A 15,884-nucleotide genomic window follows, 5' to 3' on the forward strand; every position below is an offset into this window, starting at 1 on the left:
CACTACGGTTGCGCTGGCGCTGCGGCTGGTGCGCCGGGGTGGCTCAAGGCGCGAGATAGAGCGCTCGATCGCCGCGCTCTGTGTGGATAACCCGTAGCTCGTGAGTAAGCTGGGCCGCAGCTGTATCCCTTCTACAACGGCCAAGCAGGAACACCATGAAAAGATTCATTTCAGCTGTCGCTTTGACCCTGATCGCGAACACCTCATTTGCGCAGATCGACGCTGCTGCCGACCCCGTCGGCGCCAACTGGGTTTCGGGTAACTTCACCGGCGTCTATCAGATGCCGGGGCAGGGCGTCTTAATACGGATGGCCTACGACACTCAGACCATGCGGTACATGACAAACAATGTCGTGCCATTCCCGAACCTGCAGGTCGATAGCTACAACCTGCCCGAACGCACCATCAACGTCTCCTATGACTGGAAGGGCACACGCGAGATGGGAACGATGGAAAAGGTCATCGACGGGGTGATTTTTACCATGCACGACGGCTCGCAGGTGCCGATGGTATGGGTGCGCATCGCGACAAAGATGGACGTCAAGAAGCTGTTTTGCGCAACTGCCACTGGGGATACTCCGCCCCGGGGCGATCGCGGTTTCAAATGCGCGAACATGACCACCGACCAATAAGCCGCTGGCGCCGAGCTATCGGAAACCGCTCGGCCTGAGCTTCGACATGCCCGGTGACAATCCGGGCATGATCGAATACTCGAACCTCTACAAGGCAGTCCGCAAGTTTGCTCTCACCGAACCAGTCTGGTCGGGCGATCGGCAGATTTACTTCACCAAACCGGACGAATACTACGACCTGACTCTGGTATCACGTCGCGTCTACGGCACCCCTGACGAATACATTGCGATTGCCGCCGCTGCGGGCATCGACCGGATGACCACGCAGAAGATGACCGAGCGCGAGCTGGTGCTGCCCACCAAGGCCAAGCTGCAGGCGATGAAATCCGCCCTCGGCATCGTCACCACCGTAACGTCGGTGCGCTGACATGGCGAAATCCAGCAGCGAGCACCTGATCGCGGTCAACAAGGCGCTGAAAGAAGCCGTCACCCGCCACAAGCAGGGCATCCAGGAGCGCGGGCAGTCCAGCATTCTGGTATCGCCCGACGAGATCCGGGGGACCTACGACCACCAGCGCAACCTTCTGACGTCGCTGGGAAACAATGGCCTGCGCCCGATCACCCAGGACGACCTGGCAGTTTTTCGCGCGTCGGCGAAGATCCACGGCAAGAAAGCAGCCGGGGGCATCACTGCGCAGCGCATGCTCGATACGTCGATGCCTGGCCCGCGCGATCGCGCCCACCGGGAGATTCACACCGCGCTGGTGATCCGCCACAAGGGCGGCCTTGTCACCTTCCAGACCAACGCAGGGCCGAATTCGAAGGTGCGCCGCCATATGGTCTCCGTCGAGTTCCAGGACTTCGAGGACATGGTGGTTGCGCCGGTCGAAGCCAAGGCGGCCGCGGGGAGGCTGATCAAGGGCAAGCTGAAGATCGACTGCAACTGCGAGGACTGGCGCTACCGGCTGCGCTACATCGCGACCACGGGTGGCTGGGCAGCCGGGCCATGGTTCGAGCACAGCTATCCAAAGATCACCAACCCGCTGCTGACCGGCTGCGGCTGCAAACACGTCTTGCGGGTAATGACCACCATCATCGCCTCGCCGACATTCAAGGCCCAGGCAGTGAAGCTGATCGAAGGCGCGCGCACGGCCGTCGAGCGCGTGGCGAAAACCCGCACCGTCAAGCAGATGAAGGCCGACGTCGAGAAGATGCAGAAGGAAACGCACCGCCAGCGGCGCGTGACCACCACGGCCGACAAGAAGGCCGAGCGCGAACGCTGGCGTCTGAACAGGGCGATGAAAGCGGGCGTAGCCGACGCAAAAAAGGCCGCCGAGGATAAGGCGCGCAAGCAGGCGGCAAAGGACGCTCGAACGGCAATCAGCCAGACGAAAAAGGCCATCAAGCAGGCGCAGGATCTGGCAGACAACCCCCGCACCAGCGCTGCCGTGCGCGCGCTGCTCCTTGGCGAGATCGCTGATCGCCAGGCTGACCTGGAAAGGCTGGGCAAGAAATGAGAGAGCCTGCCTTCCAGCGGTTTATGCGTACCTGCGGCTTCGAGCTGGTGCGCCTGGGCCATTACCCCAATCCCACACGACGTCTATGGTGCCTGCGCGAACTGATCGAGCAGGATGAGCCACGGCGCCCGCAACGCCCTGAAGGTAAATCATGCTGACCAACATCCCCAAACAGGTTAACCGGGTAAGCCGCCAGCTCGTGCTGCGCCACCCCAATTCGATGGATTGCTCTGTGCAGCGCAAGACGGTCAACCGGTCGGCCGAGACTGAGCTGGGCGGGCTGCCAACGCTCGGCGGGGCAGGGGTGCTCGACAGCGAAGACGAGGCCGACTTCAGTTTCACGGCGTTGGGCGCCGGTCGAATGAAGTTCGCCGACACGTTCACGCCTGACATCGGCAACATGAGCGACGACGATACGGTCATCACCTATGCCGAGGGCATGATCCAGGCCCAGGTCGAGTGCAGCGCCGATCCCACCGATTCGGCCTATTTCGTCGCCGATAAGCATGACCTGGTGATCGCCGAGCCTGGCGCTGGAATTATCATCCCCTATGAAGTCGTGGCCGTGACCAGTAAGGGCGACATCCCGCCATACACTCGCTTGCTGCTGCTGAATCCACGCGAGGATCTGCTAGTCGGGATCTGATCGGAAAGGTCCGCCCGGAAGGGGGGCTGTACCTCAATACCATGGTTCCAAACGATTAATGCGCTTGGGATTTTATGGCTGACTCGACTAAAGGAGGCATCTGGGCTCGGGCTAAAAAGCTCGCTCAGACGCTCGCGGACGGCGACCGCAACATTGCCGAAGTGGACGTCGCGGACACCATGCAGGGATACGACACGGTTAGCGTGTCGATGCTGCTCGGTTCCGGTAGTCGATCGGCCCGCAGTCGCGCGCAGATTTACGAGCAATTCGCCCACATGATGTCTGACCCCATCATCGCCACGGCGCTGCGCTTGCACGTCACCCAAGCCCTGGGCGGGCACGAGACCAACGGTGACACCATCTTCATCGAGATGAAGGCGGGCTGTGAGCCGCTCAAAAAGTACGTCGATGACATCCGCCTTAACTGCGCCCCCCTGTTCAATCGGGAAGCGCACGGCATCGCCTTCAACGCTGCAGGCTTCGGCGACGCCTACGCCCGCACGTACCTGAAGAAAGGCGAAGGCCTGCTCGATCTGATCAACAACGAGATGCTTTACCCGCCGTTGGTGCAGCCTTATGAAAAGGGCAACCGCACCGTCGGTTACGTTGTTTCGAGCGGCGAAAAGCAGCAGCAGCGCCTGACACCCACCCAGATGGCCAGGATGAAAATGCCGCGCCTGCTGTGGGTGCCGCAGATCCGCGCAGTGGACAAGGCTTACCGCTACAACCTCGCCGAGGATGATCTGGAGAAGCTCACGCCGATGCCCGCGATGATCGGTGGCGGATTCCTGTATGAGGCCGAGGAGCCCCACGGGCGCCTGCGCAGCTCGCTGCTGGGCCTGGTCGGCCAGCGCATCCTGGGCACGATCGACGAGAACTTGATCACCGTCGAAACCGAAGGCATGAGCCTGCAGCAGCGCAAAAGCTTCATGGCGAGTATCAACCGCATGCTGACCAAGTCCAAGGAGGTCGCCGAAAAGGCCGTCCGGGATAACCAGCCGGTCACGACCCGCCAGTACCACGTCCTGCCTGTAAGCGGCCAGAAGGCCGTTACGAGCGTTTCCAGCTTCCAGGGCGCCACTGCTACCAACGGCATGACGATCGATGACGTAATGCTGCAGGCGCGCCTCCTGGCTGGCGCCTTGGGAACCGACCTCTCGATGCTGGGCTTCGCGGACCAACTATCGGGCGGCCTGGGCGACGGCGGGTTTTTCCGCGTATCGGCGCAGTCGGCCGAGCGCAGCCGGATGATTCGCACCGCACTGACGGCCTTTTTCCACTACCTGATCGACCTGCACACCTGGGCCAAGTACGGCTTTGTGTGGGAGGACGGCGATCGCCCCTACGAAATCAACTATTTCGGCTCGATCAGCGCTCTGGAGTCGGAGAACGCCGAGACCCGAGAACGCAAGATCAACGGTGCTTCAACCCTCATGACCGTCCTGGAAGCCATGCGCAATTCGGGCTTGCCCGAGGAAGTGTGCATGCAGCTGCTAACCAAGGACATGGGCTACGACGAGGACGAAGCCCGAATCATCGCCAAAGGAATCAGGAACGCGAAGCCACCAGATGCGGGCGGATTTGGAGGCGACGGCGGGGGCTTCGATGCCCCGCCAGGCCGCACCACCAGCGGCAATCCCGAGGTAGATGAAGAGGAAGAGATGGAAGATGCGTAAGACAGGGATTATTCGATTCAACATTGCCGATCGACAGCGCCAGTTTCGCGGCGCCGACCGGAACTTCGACATTCCCAGTGTCGTGCGCGTCCTCAACGGCAAGGCCGTCCAGGAGCGTATCGCCGCGGGCGACATGATCGGCTACTTCGGTCACTGGCCTCGGGAAAAATTCGGCCTGGACCCCGCTGACGGCGGGATCGTCAACGGCAAGCACTTCGCCTTGGAGCCTGCGCTGCGCACCGTCTCGCTGAAGGCTTACCCCAACGGCGATATAGACCATGAGGTCGAATTTCTCGATACCTCCTCGGGCCGCATCGGCGAGCGCGTATACGGCAGCAAGGCCTTTGGTTTTTCGTCGGCCATTCGCGCGCGCCTGGTGGGTACCACGCACATCGCGACCGATTTTTTCGGATTCGACCTGGTCAAGGAACCGAACTACAACAGCAACCGCGGCTATGTCCTGGACGGGGTGGAGGAAGGGGAGGGGGCTGATCTGCTCGACGCCGTGGCCGAGCGTGATGCGCTGTTCGACACGCTTAATCAGATGATGGACGCCAAGCAGCGCGAGCTGGACAACACCCACGCCGTGCTCGACAGCGTCACCAACGAAAACACCGTGCTGATCAGCATGCTGGCCAAAAAGACAGGCAAGACGTCCGTTGTGCTGGACGGCGTCATGGACATCGGCCGGATTCCCGCCCCGGGCACCGTCAATCTGTTCGACAGCGCGCGGGACTTCCTGCACGAGGATCTGGCGCAGCTGCAGCCTGAAGCCAAGCCCCAGGCGCCGCGCGTGAACACTCCCGAAGCCGATCGATTCTTTGAGCGTCGTCGCTGATCATGGCCCTAAACTCGGATAACGACGGGTTCCTGGTCGGCAGCCCGGCGAGCGTCGATTTGGCTGGCTACGCCCGCCAGCTCGATCTACTGCGCTCGATCGACCATGGTATTGCCCAGCTCAATCGAACCCTGGCTGATAGCGGCCGCGGCAGCAAGGGCGGGAGCAGCAGTGCCCCGTCGTCACCTGCATCCGCGCGCAGCCCACGCACCAGCTCGACGGCATCGCGTCGCGGCAGCACGCCGTCTCCGGTACCGCCACCTTTGCCGGTGGCCACGCCTCGCCGCCGTGTCGAGCCATCCACGTCCAGCGCGACGTCCAGCACCTCGACGCGTGGCACCGGCACGCCTGCACGCCGGGACGCGATCCCTCATCGGCGCGAGCAAGCGCTGCCCACCCGTGGCTCCAACGGACGGTTTCAACCGCGTAACGGCGCCGCAGATAACGGGCGCAATGGCGGGGGCGCTGCTGGGCCTGGCCACAACAACCCGACCACCCCAGATGATCCGGACAGCGGCAGCAGCCGCGGGGGCTCCGGGCGCCTGAGCAATGCTATCAACGGTCTCAAGAATGGCCTGAGCAACCTGTCAGGGCTGGCGCACAACACCGAGAACATCGACCCGACCATTGCGGCCGCCAAGGAGGTCAAGGAGTCTATCGGCCCGCTGTTCCGCCCCCTGGCTGGCTTGTTTGGTCGTGGCGGCACGAGCGCCGAGGAGAAGGCCGAGCGCAAGGTCGCAGTACCGTGGTATCGCCGCATTTGGGGCGAGCTGCGCGAGTCGAATAAAAAGGATGGCGGCGGCCGCGGGCTATTCGCCACATTGCTGGCGGCAATCGTTGCCCTGCCTGGTCTGCTCATGGGCGGGCTGGGCAAGATCCTGGGCGGAATCTTCAAAGCCATTCCGGGCGCGGGCCTGGTCGGCTCGCTGGCCAAGGGCGGCATTCGTGCCGTGGGTGCTGCTGCATCCGGCGCCGCTGCGGTCGGGCGCAAAATTTTCGGTCGCAAGAAAAGCCCAGGCGTTGAGGTCAACACCGGGGGCGCGTCCGCAGGTTCGGGTGGCGGCAGTGCCGGTAACGCCCGCAAGACTGGCCGTATGGGCAAGATCGGCAGTGCCCTGGGCAAAGCCGGTAAAGCCGTCGGCAAGGTCGGCGGGGCTGTGCTCAAGCGTGTGCCGTTGCTGGGTACGCTGATCAATGCCGGCATGGGCGTGGCCAAGGTCATGGACCCGGACGCCAGCAAACAGGAGAAATTTGAGGGCGGCGGCAGTGCCGTGGGCAGCGTCGTGGGCGCGGCGATCGGCTCGCTGGCCGGGCCGCTGGGCACCATCGTAGGCGGTATGATCGGCGACAAAGTCGGTTCGATGGTCGGCGGCTGGCTTAGCACTCTCGATTGGAGCGATATCGGCAAGCAAATCAGCGGCGCCTGGGACGGCGTGGTTTCTGTCTTCAGCGGTGCGGGCAAATTGGCGTCTGACGCCGCCAGCTCGGTATTCAAGACTGTATCCGAGGCAGCGTCGTCGCTGGGTTCGATGGTCTCGGACGTCTACAAGTCGGTCAAGGATTGGTTCGGTGACAAGCTGGGCGGCGCTGTCGATGGTGCGAAGGAGCTGGCCAGCAAGGCGGTCGATGTCGCGGCTTCGGCAGCAACCGCTGTTACCGGTACCGCGAAAACGGCCTACACCGCGGCGAAGGGCGTGGCCAGCAATATGGCCAGCAAGGCATCCACCGCGTACAGCAACGTCAAAGATGCTGCGGTGGTGCAGGGCGGTCGCATCATGGGCGCCCTGGACAAGGGATATCGCCACAAGGAGAGCTTTGACGGCATCAAGGGCGGCAGCAGCCTGGCGGATAACGGCAGCTACACCAACGACGAAGCCTCGCGTATCCGTGACCTGAAGCAAGGCGGTTACAACACGTCGGCGAACCTGCCTGGCGGCATGTCGGCCAGCACTCAGAAGAAGATCGAGGCCGCGGCCAGCCAGTCCGGTCTCGATCCGAAAATGATGCTTTCGATGGCGGCCATGGAAAGCGGTGGCAACCCTAACGCCATTTCCTCGACCGGTGCCATCGGCACGTTTCAGTTCACCGGTCGCACGGCTTCTGGCGTGGGCATCACCAACCGGTTCGACGAGGATCAGAACATTGCGGGCGGCATGAAGCTCGCCCAGGTGAATCAGCAGTACCTGCAGATGCGGGGCCTGCCGGTCACCCCTGAAAACCTCTACATGATGCACCAGCTTGGGCCGTCGGCCGCCGAGGAGATGATCCTGGGCGCGAAGAGTGGCAAAAATATCAACGAGCTGTCGGCCGGTACCCAAAAGGCTGTCGGCCTCAACTACGGCAAGGGCTCCACGACGGCGGCCGAGTACCTGGGCAAAAACGCCCAGGCGCTCAACGACCGATATAACAAGGTGGTCGGTGGCTCGGCCGGTACCGGCGCCACGGCGGCGGCCAGCGCTTCGGCTGGCGTACCTGCGGTGGCCACTGCTCCGTCAGCTGCAGACAACATCCCCATTACGCTGCGCCCCATGGCTGCGGCCAAACCGTCGATTCCGGCCGCCAGCAACGCAGCGCCAAGCATCGCCGCCAAGGCGCCGGGCGTGCCGACGGTACCGCCCGAGCGAATCAGTACAGACAAAAAGGAAACGACCGGCGTGATGCGACTCGATCAGCCTGTGGGTCAGGACGTGGGCGAGCGGCAGATTGCTGCGCTTGTCACCGGTGGGATCGGAAACGGGGGCCAGGCCTAAGCCATGACGACTTATAACATCTCAGCCACGCAGATCATGGACATGGTCTCGCACTGGCTTAACACCCCGGTGAACGGCTATTTCGGCTCCACCTACGGCGCACCAGTTGAGGAGCTGATCCAGCAACCGATGGGCCTAGGCCTGGCTGACGCCTTCATCACCAAGATGAAAACAGACCTACCAATCTTGGGTGTTCTGGGCGACGACGAAATCTCCGTCTACTTCCAGGACATCAGCACCCGATTCGACGCTAAAAAGCTGATCGTCCAGGTGGGCAACGTGACGGTATCCGTGGACGAGCTGAGGAACATTTCGTGAAAACCCTAAGTGAGATGCAGGCGGCATACACCAGTATTCTGTCGTCCTATCCTCAAGTCTCGATCCTTTATCAAGCGAAAGACCCGACCATTCTCGCCCGGCTCAATTCGATCGCCAACATGCTTTCGGTGGCCAGCGTCGAGCAGGACATCGCTGCGGCCGAGCCCTTCACCAAGTCCCGCGACGTCACCGTATTGGCCGACGCCGCGGTCAAGGGCGTGCTGCCCTTCGGAACGTCTTCAGTCGTCGCGCTGCTGGTGACCAACGCCACCACCACCGCTTGGACGGTCACCACCGGCCGCACGCTTACTGACGCCCAGGGGCGCGCCTACGTCGTTACTGTCGGCGCCACCATTCCGGCCAGCGGCAGCGCTGTCGTGACCGCCAAGCAACAGGAAAGCAGCTCTTCAACGGCGACCGTGAGCAGCAGCAAGGCGTTCTATACCATCGCCGTGACCCAGCCCGACAGCGGCTCGATCGTGAGCGTGGCGGTATCCAATTCGGACGGCGACGCCTTCGAATACATCCCCGATTTCGTCAACGTTGAAACTGACGAGCAGATGTTTCATTTGCAGACAGATGAAAATCAGGATCTATACGTCAAGTTCGGAGCCGCCGACTACGGTGGGTATCAACCGGCCACGGGCGAAGAGTTCACCATTACCGTGACCTCGACCGAGGGCGACATCACGCTCAGCTCGGGCGCGCTGTTCACATTCGATTACACCTCCTCGATCTATGAGAACGGCTGCACCGTGACCCTGTCGGAAGTGCTGCAGGCTGGCGCAGATCCGCTGGACACGGACACCATCCGCGAAATCTGTTCGTATCCGTCGCTGTATGACAGCAACGCCGTATACAACAACAATTTCGACTTTCTCATTCGCCGGTCGAGCACCGTTGCGCCGCTGACGTTCCTATCAGTCTGGAATGAACAGACCGAAGAGACCGTGCGCAGCGCCAGCCAGGACAACGTCAACTGCCTGTTTATTGCAGCGATCAAGGACGATACCGACCAGAGCACGCTGGAATCGGCCATCACGACGATCGTGACCGACGCCGATGACAGCTACAAGCTGAAGTTCGTGACGGTGGCCGAGCTGACCATCACCGTGGACGTGGTGCTGGAGATCGCGTCGGTCTACGACAGCGCCGAGGTCATTTCGGCTGCCCAGGAGCTGATCCTGGCGCAGTACGGTCGCACGTCGGCGTGGGCGAAGCGCGGCCAGGTGACGGTCAAGAAAAAGAAGATCACCACTATCCTGGAGGACGGCATCACCGCCCTGCAGGACGACAATAGCGATATCTCGATCACCATCACGTATCCAACGGTTACGACCCTGCCCGAGCAGTTCCGCTACGTCAGCGCCGACAGCCTGAATATCACAGTTGAGACGGTGACCAACGCATGACAACGGGCGTTCTGGTACCTGAAGAGAACAGCTACGCCGAGAACACCGTCGAGGCCGAGCTGCAGGATATCTTTTTGGCGCTGTTCGAATCGGTGCTCAAGGACACGGCTGACGAAATCAACTGCTACGGCGCGCCGCATATCGGCTCGCTGGATCTGGTACGCCGCAACCTGACAGCCGACGGCCTGGCGGTGCTATCCAGCTCTGACGAGGACGCGATCCGCTACCTGCATCAAGCCTGGAAATTCCGGAACCCGCGTCGCGGCATGCACTTCCTGCGCACCTATGTGCAGGCGCTGTTCGGCGACTACGAAATCAATCAGCTTTATCAGCTGAAGACGGGCATCTACCCGCTGAATCTGGCCACCGAGGACGAAATCAGCAAGGCAGGGGGCAGCCTCGACGACTACTGGCTGACGTCGCGCGTGCGCGTGCGCCTGAGCACCGACATGGTATCCACGCAGATCCTGGCGGCGCTCAAGTCCACGGTGGCCGCGCGCATCGTGCTCAACGTCCAGATCGCCAAAAAGTCGCTGATCACGATCGGTCCTGGCCTGGTCGTCGGCGGCGTCCTGGTGCGCTCCGAGCACGTCGGCCCGCAGCGGGTGGCGGAATCCACGGCCACCAACGCACTCGACCTGGATTTCCAGGGCGGGGCGTTCTACGTCCACCACTCTCGCAAATGGGGCGCCTGATGGGCCTGGTACAACGCAACGCTGCGGAAATCATCGACGTTTCGCGGGCATCCACTGCCACCTATATCAATGCCTCCGGCTTGCTGGCCACCGCTGCAGCTGGAGAGCTGCGTATAGATCACGATCCGCTGACCCTGGCCGTCAAAGGCCTGCTGGTCGAGCAGGGCGCCACCAACCTGCTGCCCTACAACTCGCAGCTCGATCAGAGCGTCTGGACCCTTTCCAGCGCCAGCGCGACGGCGAACGCCGCTATCGCCCCGGATGGGACGATGACGGCTGACAAACTGGTGGAGGCCTCGACGACGACCGCGGCCTCGCATTACACCGATCGCGTCGTGTCCGGCGCCAATACTCTCGGCACCCAGTTCACGTACAGCGTGTACCTGAAGGCAGCCGGGCGCGGTTTCGGGCGGCTGACCGCCTATTACGATTCGGGCGGCGCGGGAGGCTACACGGCGATTTTCAACCTCAATACCGGCGTTGTTTCGGCGGTGGCCAGCGGCCTCACGGCCACCATCACCCCGGCGCCTAACGGGTATTACCGCTGCTCGATTACAGTGACGGTTGATCAGACGTCCTATGCAAAAATCTTGTATCGCATCCATATCTACTCGACAGCGACCGTGGGCAGCTACATCGGCGACGGTGCCTCGGGCCTTTACGTGTGGGGCGCCCAAGCCGAGGCGGGGAACGTAGCCACGAGCGTCATTGCGACCGGATCTGCGGCTGTAACCCGGGCGGCCGACGCCATCGGCATGCTCACGTCCAAAACGGTCGCGCGTACCAACCTGGTGGCGCCGAGCAACGATTTTACCGGCTGGACTACCAGCGGCGGCGCTGTCGTGGCGTCTGCAGCCCGGGCAGGCCCCAACGGGCTGGCCGACACGGTGTCGCTGCCTGCTGGCGCCAGCATCTCGCTGCCCGTGGCGGCGCTGGTGGCCACCGATTACTGCCTGTCGGTGTTCGCTCAGGCAGAAAGCGGCACCCCCGCGCTGGCGCTGTCCGGAACGCCTTACACGGTCACGGCCCAGGCCTTGTTTGACTTGGCAGCCGGGGAGGTAACCGGCACCACCGATTCCGCTGACCTAGTGCCCACCCTCAAGGGCTGGGTTCGCCTGTCGCTGTGGGCCGCCGCAGATGCGGCCGGTACCGGCACGCTGACCATCTCCAATCCGAGCGCCAGCACGCTGACCCTGGGGCTGTGGGGCGTCCAGCTGGAGGCATCGCCCGTAGTCACCCCGCTCATCAAGACCACGACGGCGGCGGCAAGCGCGTCGGATTATTTCGACTGGTACTCGGCGAGCGAGGGCACCCTGGTGGGCGCCTTCCCCTCTACCTGGGGCGCGACCCTGCTCTCGCTTGACGACGGAACCGACGGGTTTCGGATTCGCCAGGACGCCACCGGGGCGGTGCTGTTCGAGATCCTGGCCGACGGCGCCACCCAGGCGACGATTACCGGCGCAGTGGTTGCGGCCGCAGCTGACCTTTATGTGGCGGCTTGCTGGAAGCGCACGGCCAACGGAATGAAAGTCGCCCTAGCGGTCAATGGCGTGGTTTCGACCAGCGCGTTGTGGCTGCGCTTTCACTTTGCCCTGCCCACAACACTGTGGATCGGCAGTAGCGCGGGCGCTTCGGGGTTTCTCAACGGCTGCGCGCGACGGGCGCGTTATTTCAAGGGCGCGCAGTTCGACAGCCTGGCCAGCCTGGCATCGGAAAGCTGACCCGAAAGCGTACCCGCCAGACCTCGAAAATATGGAACGCTATCAAAGATTTGAGAGGTTCCAGTGGCCACCACGACGACTACGATCACGCCCACGCTTACCGCGGCCGGGCGCGAGGCAGCGTTTAATGCCAGCCTGACCGGGATCGCAGTCGAGATCACCAAGATTTCATTCGGTGGGGGTACCTACGCCCCAACCGGCAGCGAAACCGCCATGAACGACCAGTACGCCATCGTAACCATCGCGGGCGGCTCGTCGATTTCCAGTACGCAGATCCGGATCACGGCCGTATGGGCAGATGCCGAGCTGACCGCCGACATCACCGAAGTCGGCATCTGGGCCGGTGACGTGCTGTTTGCCGTGTGGAGTACCAAAGCAGGTACGGCGATCGCCAGCAAGACGCCTGGCACTGATTTCGTGCTGTTCTGCGACATGGTGTTTGATCAAGTCCCAGCCGACAGCATCACCGTGGTCATCGATCCTGAGTCCTCGGCGGTGCTGTCCGCTTTGGTGACGCACGAGAACGACCCCAACGCGCACGAGCAATACCAACTGATCGAGAACCTGGCCCAGGTGGCTGGCTCGCTCGTTTGGTGCGGTACCGCGGGCGGCACGGCCGATGCGCTGCTGCTGTCGCTGCCGGATGCGTCCACGCTCACCGGCTATGAAGCTGGCCAGGCTTTCAGTTTTATCGCGGCCTCGAACAACGATGGCGCTATGACGGTCAACGTCGAAGGCCTGGGCGTGGTCGCGATCACCAAGGCGGGCACCACTGTGATGGTTGCCGACGACATCGTGGCTGGGGCGCTCTACGAGATTGTTTTCGACGGCACGCAGTTCCAGATCCGCAGTTGCCTGGCGGCCGGGCGAACGTTCGAGACCTACACGTACACCGCCACCGCTGCGCAGGTGCTGTTCAACCTGAGCTATACCGCGGACTTGCTGCAGGTGATCGTCAATGGCAAGACCCTGCCGCCGACGGGCTTCACGGCCAATGATGGCGCCACGGTAACGCTGGCCACCGCCTCGACTGCGGGCGACATCGTCCAGTTTGTGGTTTGGAACGTGTTTCAGGTTGCCGACACCTACACCAAGACCAAGGCCGACGCGACCTTCGCGCCCCTTGTCGATCCTTTGTTCACGAAGACGGTCACCGTTACGGGTGCAACCGCTCTCAAGAGCACGCTGGCCGTAACGGGCGCTGCAACACTATCCAGCACGCTGGCGGTTACCGGTGCTGCAACGCTATCCAGCACTCTGGGAGTCACCGGCGCGGCGACTCTGTCCAGCACGCTGGCGGTTACCGGGGCGGCAACGCTCACCGGCGCGGTTCTGGCGAAAAGCACCCTTGGGGTTACGGGCGCAACGACTCTTTCGAGCACTCTTGCCGTCACGGGTGCCGCTACGCTGTCCAGCACGCTTGCCGTCACGGGTACTGCGACCCTGAACGGCGCGGCAGTCCTGAAGGGCACGCTGGCGCTGACGGGGGCTGCGACGTTATCCAGTACGCTGGCCGTTACTGGTGCAACGACGCTATCCAGCACGCTCGGCGTGACGGGTGCGTCCACGCTCTCCGGCGCCCTGGAAGTCGCTGGCGCTGCAACCATGGACACTACCCTGGGCGTTACAGGTGCGGCCACGCTTTCCAGCACGCTGGCCGTTGCTGGTGCTACCACGCTGACGGGCGCGGCAACGCTGAAAAGCACACTGGGCGTCACTGGCGCTGCGACTATATCGTCTACCTTGGGCGTCACCGGTGCTACGACGCTGGCCAGTACCCTAAGCGTTGCCGGGGAGAGCGTCAGTACCTCTGCCAATGCCTGGCGTATCGTCTCGGGTAACTACGGCACGTTCTGGCGCAATGACGGCGCAAATCTGTATCTGATGCTGACCGCCAGCGGCGACACCTCTGGCACCTGGACTGACTCGCGGCCATTCACCGTCAACCTGGCTACGGGTGGGGTGACGCTTGGCGGCGCCGTATCGGCCAGTGGCACGCTGGGGGTCGTAGGCGCTGCGACGCTATCAAGCACCTTGGCGGTAACCGGTGCTACGACGCTATCGAGCACTTTGGCGGTAACCGGTGCTACGACGCTGTCGAGCACTCTGGGGGTCACTGGCGCGGCTACGCTGTCCAGCACCTTGGCAGTCACTGGGGCGACAACTCTCACCGGCGCAGCTTCACTCAAAAGCACCCTTGCGGTCACCGGTGCCGCCACACTGTCGAGTACTTTGGGGGTAACGGGTGCCGCGACGCTGTCGAGCACTCTGGGGGTCACTGGCGCGGCTACGCTGTCCAGCACCTTGGCAGTCACCGGGGCGACAACTCTCACCGGCGCAGCTTCACTCAAAAGCACCCTTGCGGTCACCGGTGCCGCCACACTGGCGAGTACGCTGGCGGTGACTGGCCTGACTGCACTGAATGGTGGCTGTACCGTAACCAGCAGCGGCTCGGTCAGCGGCCTGACTGTGCTCGATACTGGAGCAAACGGCGCGAACATCATGCTTGCGGGTAACGGTACCACCACCCCGAACAAGTACCTTCGCTCCGACGCGGGCAACCTCGATATCGTTAACAGTGCCTATTCTGCGGTCATCGCCTCGCTCAGCGACGTCGGCGCGTTCACCGCAAACGGCAATATCACCAGCAATGCCGACATTCACGCGGCGGGTAACCTATACGCGTCAGGAGCCTTCCTTGACACCTCCGGCAACGCCTACGGCACCACCTGGGGCGGCTACCTCAGCACCTGGATTAGCGCTCGACTTCCTACCGGTTACGTGACTACTGCGGGTTACTGGCGCTGCCAAAATACTGGTTTTATGATCCAGTGGGGCTTGGCTTCAAGCGTCGCGACCGAGGGCACCACGACCGTATATTTCACAACCGCGTTCCCCAGCGCTTGCGTGGGTGGTTTCGCAAACAGTGTGTATAGCGCACACATCTCCGGCGGCACCAACGCCTGCTACTTCTACCCTGCCAGTACCTCCGCGGCTTACGTCACCAATGACGGTACGTCTGGTACGGCTACCCCTGTTTTCTGGATGGCACTCGGATATTAATCATGAGCTACGTGTTTTCTGCGACAAAACTGGCCTTCTACGACGAGGATCTTAAGGAACATTACGTTACCGCGGGCAGCTGGCCCAGCGATGCGGTGGAATTGACCGACGACGAGCTAGCCACCTATCGAACCACGCCGCCCAGCGGCCAGAAGCTCGCCGCCGACAGCGACGGCAAGCCGACGTTCGTGGATATCTACGACACTGATGCCGCGAAGCTGGCCGCCGCGCAGGTCGCGCAGTCGGCAGCACTCTCCGCGGCCTGCGCAGCTGCAGCTGTAAGCGGTTTTACCTCTGACGCGCTGGGCTCGACCTACACCTACCCTTCAGCTGAAACCGACCAGCTCAACCTGCAGGCTCGCGTGCTGTCGTCGCTGCTCAACGCCAGCAACTCGGCCTGGACTACGACATTTAAGTGCACAGACAGCGCCGGTACCGAGGCCTACGTCACCCATACCGCGGCGCAGATCCAGGCCGTGGGCATGATGGGCGAGCAGACGATCAATGCGTACCTGATCCGAAAGGCCACTCTCGTGGCGCAGGTTGCAGCGGCGACGACCGTAGCCGCCGTCCAGGCCATCACCTGGGATAGCGCGAGCAGCTGATAGCACACCGGAAAGTGGCCACGGATGGCCACTCGCGCGCGCGATAACTTGGGGCCAGGTTCAACTGATAG

The 15,884-nt window shown here is 62.6% G+C and carries 13 protein-coding genes; all 13 read left to right on the forward strand.

The features are described from left to right. The first annotated feature begins 155 nt into the window (after positions 1-155). Entirely contained in the window at positions 156-632 is a 477-nt protein-coding gene (locus VF672_RS21835; RefSeq protein WP_331106776.1) for a hypothetical protein, read from the forward strand. A 46-nt stretch (positions 633-678) separates the two neighbouring features. Continuing rightward, positions 679-999, forward strand: coding sequence for a hypothetical protein (locus tag VF672_RS21840; RefSeq protein ID WP_331106778.1), 321 nt, complete (start codon positions 679-681; stop codon positions 997-999). A gap of 1 nt (position 1,000) precedes the next feature. Beyond that, positions 1,001-2,089, forward strand: a complete 1,089-nt coding sequence (locus VF672_RS21845; protein ID WP_331106780.1) for a hypothetical protein — start codon at positions 1,001-1,003, stop codon at positions 2,087-2,089. 151 nt (positions 2,090-2,240) lie between these two features. Continuing rightward, positions 2,241-2,735 (forward strand): hypothetical protein, encoded by a 495-nt coding sequence (locus VF672_RS21850; protein ID WP_331106782.1) that lies wholly within the window; start codon positions 2,241-2,243, stop codon positions 2,733-2,735. Between the two features lie 74 nt (positions 2,736-2,809). Beyond that, positions 2,810-4,411 (forward strand): hypothetical protein, encoded by a 1,602-nt coding sequence (locus VF672_RS21855; protein WP_331106784.1) that lies wholly within the window; start codon positions 2,810-2,812, stop codon positions 4,409-4,411. Then, positions 4,404-5,249, forward strand: a complete 846-nt coding sequence (locus tag VF672_RS21860) for a hypothetical protein (RefSeq protein WP_331106786.1) — start codon at positions 4,404-4,406, stop codon at positions 5,247-5,249. The genes VF672_RS21855 and VF672_RS21860 overlap by 8 nt, the downstream gene beginning before the upstream one ends. 2 nt (positions 5,250-5,251) lie before the next feature. Continuing rightward, positions 5,252-7,999, forward strand: a complete 2,748-nt coding sequence (locus VF672_RS21865; protein WP_331106788.1) for a transglycosylase SLT domain-containing protein — start codon at positions 5,252-5,254, stop codon at positions 7,997-7,999. A 3-nt stretch (positions 8,000-8,002) separates the two neighbouring features. Beyond that, a complete protein-coding gene (locus VF672_RS21870; RefSeq protein WP_331106790.1) occupies positions 8,003-8,317 on the forward strand; it encodes a hypothetical protein in 315 nt (104 codons plus the stop codon). Beyond that, positions 8,314-9,729: a hypothetical protein gene (locus tag VF672_RS21875; RefSeq protein ID WP_331106792.1), complete on the forward strand. Its 1,416-nt coding sequence runs from the start codon at positions 8,314-8,316 to the stop codon at positions 9,727-9,729. The genes VF672_RS21870 and VF672_RS21875 overlap by 4 nt, the downstream gene beginning before the upstream one ends. Continuing rightward, positions 9,726-10,424 carry a hypothetical protein gene (locus tag VF672_RS21880; RefSeq protein WP_331106794.1) on the forward strand — a complete coding sequence of 233 codons (699 nt, stop codon included), beginning with the start codon at positions 9,726-9,728 and terminating at the stop codon, positions 10,422-10,424. Before VF672_RS21875 ends, VF672_RS21880 begins: the two co-directional genes overlap by 4 nt. Further along, a complete protein-coding gene (locus VF672_RS21885) occupies positions 10,424-12,145 on the forward strand; it encodes a phage head spike fiber domain-containing protein (RefSeq protein ID WP_331106796.1) in 1,722 nt (573 codons plus the stop codon). Before VF672_RS21880 ends, VF672_RS21885 begins: the two co-directional genes overlap by 1 nt. A gap of 63 nt (positions 12,146-12,208) precedes the next feature. Continuing rightward, the gene (locus VF672_RS21890; protein ID WP_331106798.1) at positions 12,209-15,208 is read left to right on the forward strand and encodes a beta strand repeat-containing protein; all 3,000 of its coding nucleotides are present in this window, start codon (positions 12,209-12,211) and stop codon (positions 15,206-15,208) included. A 2-nt stretch (positions 15,209-15,210) separates the two neighbouring features. Next, the gene (locus VF672_RS21895) at positions 15,211-15,813 is read left to right on the forward strand and encodes a tail fiber assembly protein (protein WP_331106801.1); all 603 of its coding nucleotides are present in this window, start codon (positions 15,211-15,213) and stop codon (positions 15,811-15,813) included. The last annotated feature ends 71 nt before the right edge of the window (positions 15,814-15,884 follow it).

Source organism: Pseudomonas sp. (assembly GCF_036387035.1).
Classification (GTDB): domain Bacteria; phylum Pseudomonadota; class Gammaproteobacteria; order Pseudomonadales; family Pseudomonadaceae; genus Aquipseudomonas.

Bases quoted from the DNA above. Each gene is read 5' to 3' on its own strand.
- VF672_RS21835 (WP_331106776.1), top strand. From the start codon at position 156: ATGAAAAGATTCATTTCAGCTGTCGCTTTGACCCTGATCGCGAACACC.
- VF672_RS21840 (WP_331106778.1), top strand. From the start codon at position 679: ATGCCCGGTGACAATCCGGGCATGATCGAATACTCGAACCTCTACAAG.
- VF672_RS21845 (WP_331106780.1), top strand. From the start codon at position 1,001: ATGGCGAAATCCAGCAGCGAGCACCTGATCGCGGTCAACAAGGCGCTG.
- VF672_RS21850 (WP_331106782.1), top strand. From the start codon at position 2,241: ATGCTGACCAACATCCCCAAACAGGTTAACCGGGTAAGCCGCCAGCTC.
- VF672_RS21855 (WP_331106784.1), top strand. From the start codon at position 2,810: ATGGCTGACTCGACTAAAGGAGGCATCTGGGCTCGGGCTAAAAAGCTC.
- VF672_RS21860 (WP_331106786.1), top strand. From the start codon at position 4,404: ATGCGTAAGACAGGGATTATTCGATTCAACATTGCCGATCGACAGCGC.
- VF672_RS21865 (WP_331106788.1), top strand. From the start codon at position 5,252: ATGGCCCTAAACTCGGATAACGACGGGTTCCTGGTCGGCAGCCCGGCG.
- VF672_RS21870 (WP_331106790.1), top strand. From the start codon at position 8,003: ATGACGACTTATAACATCTCAGCCACGCAGATCATGGACATGGTCTCG.
- VF672_RS21880 (WP_331106794.1), top strand. From the start codon at position 9,726: ATGACAACGGGCGTTCTGGTACCTGAAGAGAACAGCTACGCCGAGAAC.
- VF672_RS21885 (WP_331106796.1), top strand. From the start codon at position 10,424: ATGGGCCTGGTACAACGCAACGCTGCGGAAATCATCGACGTTTCGCGG.
- VF672_RS21895 (WP_331106801.1), top strand. From the start codon at position 15,211: ATGAGCTACGTGTTTTCTGCGACAAAACTGGCCTTCTACGACGAGGAT.